The organism is Blautia sp. MSK18_10, from assembly GCF_020553185.1.
Lineage (GTDB): Bacteria > Bacillota > Clostridia > Lachnospirales > Lachnospiraceae > Blautia_A > Blautia_A wexlerae.
The window spans coordinates 1-390 of sequence record NZ_JAJCGT010000135.1 but is presented as its reverse complement, the minus strand read 5'-3'; the positions used below and the strand labels follow the sequence as shown (position 1 = coordinate 390).

The 390-nt window shown below is 37.7% G+C and carries 1 protein-coding gene; it reads right to left on the bottom strand.

Going from position 1 to position 390, the window contains the following annotated elements:
* Nucleotides 1-53: 53 nt before the first annotated feature.
* Nucleotides 54-179 carry a hypothetical protein gene (locus tag LI074_RS17185; protein ID WP_265107690.1) on the bottom strand — a complete coding sequence of 42 codons (126 nt, stop codon included), beginning with the start codon at nucleotides 177-179 and terminating at the stop codon, nucleotides 54-56.
* Nucleotides 180-390 lie beyond the last annotated feature (211 nt).

The window sequence follows — 390 nt, the reverse complement described above, 5'->3', positions numbered from 1 at the left end:
CTGGCAGTCATAGCCTTTTGATGTTCGCAAATCTTCTTTTTATCAAAAAGATACTAAAGTTCTTCTCCCTCTAATGCCGGAATCTGAAATTCATCCGCCAGGTTTTTCACACCGCTAAGAATGCTGTGATATGCAGCCTGCTGTGCCTTATTCATATGGTTGTAATAATATTGCTCCATTGTTATCTTATCTCCAAGTTCTTCGTCACTTAAAATCGCCAGCATCACATATGACTATTCAAAAAATGGTTTTCTTTTTCTGGTGAATTAATTTATACCACTGCTTCCACTATCGTTTTCCCATTCACTGAAGTAACGAGAATGCGACGCGCAGTTATTCAACATTTTCCGTCATTTTATCAATTACATCCGAAATCCCTTCAATCTGATC